Origin of the sequence: Spirillospora sp. NPDC046719 (genome assembly GCF_040645715.1) — a bacterium.
Classification (GTDB): Bacteria; Actinomycetota; Actinomycetes; order Streptosporangiales; family Streptosporangiaceae; genus Spirillospora.
The window spans coordinates 1-3,400 of sequence record NZ_JBEYYT010000696.1 but is presented as its reverse complement, the minus strand read 5'-3'; the positions used below and the strand labels follow the sequence as shown (position 1 = coordinate 3,400).

Below are 3,400 nucleotides of genomic sequence, written 5' to 3'. Positions count from 1 at the left end.
GGCGGCCGTCGGAGCCGCGATCGCCACCGCCCTTCTGCAGTGACCCGCGCCGCCACCCGCCCCGGCCGCCCCCCGCCCGGGCACCCCGCCCCCGGCAAGCAGGCCCGCCGCGCACGCACCCACCCCTGACCACCCGCGGGCTCCACCGCCGTCCCCCGGAACGGACCGGCCCCGAGACGGCGAACGCCGAGGCCCCGGCGAGAGAGATCTCGCCGGGGCCTCGGCGCTTGAGCCGGTGTGGTGGTCGCCTCACGGCGAAAGGCACAACGGAGTTCCAGCCCGGACCGTACGGACCGGCGGTATTCCCCGAAGGCGTTGTGTAGAGCCCGGGGGACACATGCCACACCGACGCCACCCACCATAACGGCAACCGGACCCTGCTCATTCCACCGGGGCCGCCCGCGTGTCCACCATCACCTCACCCGCGGGTGAGGATTGCCTGCGCCCGTGCACCGCCCCCGCGCCCGATGCGTCCCTGAAGATGAACCGACGCGGAGAACGCCGGAACCGGCCGCCGGGACGGGGAACACCCGGCGGGCGCCACCGGCCCGCGCACACCGCCGTACGGTGAGGAGACGGGGACGTGGAACTCGAGGGGAACGGCGCCGGCACCGGAAGCACCGGTGCGGACGCCGCAGGCGAACGCAGCATCGACATCATCGACCCCGCCGCCGGCGGGACCACCGCCCGCCGCACCAACGGGCGAACCAACGGGCAAGGCAACGGGCAGGGCAACGGGCAGGGCAACGGGCTGGGCAACGGGCAGGGCAACGGCCTGGGGATCGGACCGGGGATCGCAGCGGGCAACGGGCAGGGCGCCGGGGCGGGAGAGGAGCGCGCCGTGTCCTGGGAACTGCCCGCCGAGCGGCGCACCGCCGCGCGCGCACGCGCCCTCACCGCGCAGGCCCTGGACGGCTGGCGCGTCACCGACCCCGGCGACGTCGACGACATCGTCCTGATGGTCGACGAACTGGTCACCAACGCGGTCGTGCACGGCACCGGCCCCGTCCGCCTCGGCCTGCGCCTGGACGACGCCCGCCTCACCGGCGAGGTCGGCGACGCCGACCCCGCCGCGCCCGGCGGAGCGCCGCCCGCGCCCCCCGTCCTCGACTGGGCCGAGGCCGGCCGCGGACTGCTGCTGGTCACCGCGCTCGCCACCGGGTTCGGCGCCCGCACCCACCCCACCGGCAAGACCGTCTGGTTCACCCGCGACCTGCACCGCGCCGAAGGGACGCCCGCCGAAGGGACGCGCGCCGCCGCGGCGACCCCGCCCGACACCGCCGGCGCCGGACCCGCCCCCACCTAGGAGCCGGCTCCGCCGCCCCGCCACCCCGCCACCCGGCCGCCGTCCGGTGGGTCAGGCCTGGAGCGGGCAGCGGTCCACCACCCAGACGTCCTCCTCGTCACCGGACGGCGGCCGAGGCGGCTCGTCGGTCAGCCGGTCCAGATGCCACTCCACGTGCGCCAGCGGCCCCCGCCACCCCGCGAGCAGATCCGCCAGCGGACGCGGCGGGCCCGGCGGCCCGTACGGGCGTGGGTCGGGCAGCTCGCCCTCCCACAGCGCGTCGTCGCAGTCGGCCGCCCAGTGCGCCGCCGCCTCCAGCACCTGGCTCAGGTCCCGCACCAGATCCCCCAGCGACCGCGGCGCCATCGCGTCCTGGATCATCCGCTCCCGCGCCTCGTAGGGCAGCTCCCGGTCGAACGCGGCCGGGAACGGCGGACGCCGCCCCTCCAGCACCGGGTCCTCGCCGGTCGCCGCCGCCCGGATCGCCGCCAGCTGCCAGCGCGTCCACTCCGCCAGATGCCCCAGCACGCCCCGCAGCGCCGCCGCGCCCTCCCCGCCGCCGCGCACCTCAGCGGCCGCCTCCCGCAGCCGCGCCCGCACGAACTCCAACCGGTCCAGGGTCCACGCCCGGGCCCGCGCCGCACCCGCCGGACCGCGCCGCCCCGCCTCCGCCGCCGGACGCGGCATCGGCACCCGCAGCGCCGCCAGCAGCCCGTCCAGATCCCGCACGTCCGCGCCGCGCCCCGACAGCACCGCCGCGCCCACCCGGTCCAGCCGGAACATCCGCGGCCCGTCCCGCTTCAGGCACCACCCCACCAGGTACTCCCCGTAGGGGGCGGTGACCAGCCCGTGCGCCTCCACGTCCCGGAAGCTGCGCGTGCCCGACCGGTCGGTGTAGGCGAGCCGCACGATCCGGCGCCGCCGCACCGCCTCGGCGAGGGTGTCGCGGACCGGGCCCATCAGCGACGCGACCTCGCTCAGCGGCTCCGGCTCCGCCGGCCCCTCCAGCACGTACCCGCGGCGGCCGAGCTGCCGGACCTCGAGCCCGCCGTGCGTCAGCAGCTCCAGGTCGCGGCGCACCGTCCGCTCGCTGACCTCCAGCCGCGCCGCCAGCTCCCGCGGCTCCAGCGGCTCGGGCGAGGCGGCGCGCAGCTCCGCGACGAGCGCCAGGAGCCGGTCCACGCGATCGGCATGCTCCACACACCCATCGTGACCGCCGCCGCCGACATTATGCGGCGCCGAAGACGCCTGTAACCCTTACGGCACAGGCGATCCCGCCGACACCGCCGCCCCGGCACCGCCCACCGGCACCGGCCCGCCGGGGCGGCCCCGGCGGGGCGGGTCAGCGGCCCGACAGCTCGGCCGCCAGCCCCGCGAAGTCCGCCGCCGTCAGCGTCAGCGCGCTGCCGATCGCCTGCGTCGCCTCCGCGCTGCCCAGATGCCGCGTCGCGGCCCGGTCCAGGTACGCCTCCACCAGCCGCGCGCCGGTCAGCCGGCCGCGCGGGCGCAGCGTGGCCGCCTCCCGCTCCACCACCGCCCAGGCGTCCGAGCCCAGCCGCAGCGACCGCTCCTCGGCCAGCAGCCCGATCAGCGCCGACCGCGCCCGCCCGTCGGCCAGGTCCGGCAGCCGCACCGCCCGCAGATCGGTCACCAGCTCCGGCGACGCCGCCGACAGCTCCCCGACCCGGTCCGGCTCGCAGGTACCCAGCAGCGCGGTGTCGTTGACGCCCTCCAGCCGCGTCCGGTACAGCACCGACGCGTACGCCGCGCCCTGCGCCTCGTCCAGGATCAGCCCGTCCAGGCCGTCCAGCAGCAGCACGTGCCCGGCGTGCTCCTCCAGCGCCGCCCGCAGCCCCTCGGGGCCCGCGTCGCGCAGGTCCTCGGCGTGCACCGAATGGACCTCGCCGCTGGAGGCCTCCACCTCCGCCAGCGCCCGCGCCACCATCCGCGCCAGCCGCCGCTGGCCGCTGGACGGCGCGCCGATCAGCAGCAGCGCCGGCGCCGACGCGCTCGACACCTCCTGCCCGCGCAGCCGCCGCGTGGGGCGCGCTGCTGTGGTGCGCGGGCTCCCCGGTGGTGCTGACCGAGCACCCGCTGATCGAGTCGTTCATCCCG

General features: G+C 78.0%; 3 protein-coding genes. 1 reads left to right on the top strand and 2 read right to left on the bottom strand.

Annotated elements, in window-relative coordinates; all coding sequences use genetic code 11:
• Positions 1-583: 583 nt before the first annotated feature.
• Positions 584-1,306 carry an ATP-binding protein gene (locus tag ABZ914_RS48790; RefSeq protein ID WP_500201427.1) on the top strand — a complete coding sequence of 241 codons (723 nt, stop codon included), beginning with the start codon at positions 584-586 and terminating at the stop codon, positions 1,304-1,306.
• 51 nt (positions 1,307-1,357) lie between these two features.
• On the opposite strand, the gene ABZ914_RS48785 is transcribed toward ABZ914_RS48790, so the two are convergent.
• On the bottom strand, positions 1,358-2,485 hold the full coding sequence (locus ABZ914_RS48785; RefSeq protein ID WP_500201426.1) for a helix-turn-helix transcriptional regulator: 1,128 nt from the start codon (positions 2,483-2,485) through the stop codon (positions 1,358-1,360).
• A 142-nt stretch (positions 2,486-2,627) separates the two neighbouring features.
• Complete coding sequence (locus ABZ914_RS48780; protein WP_500201425.1) at positions 2,628-3,302, bottom strand: hypothetical protein; 675 nt, start codon at positions 3,300-3,302, stop codon at positions 2,628-2,630.
• Positions 3,303-3,400: the final 98 nt, after the last annotated feature.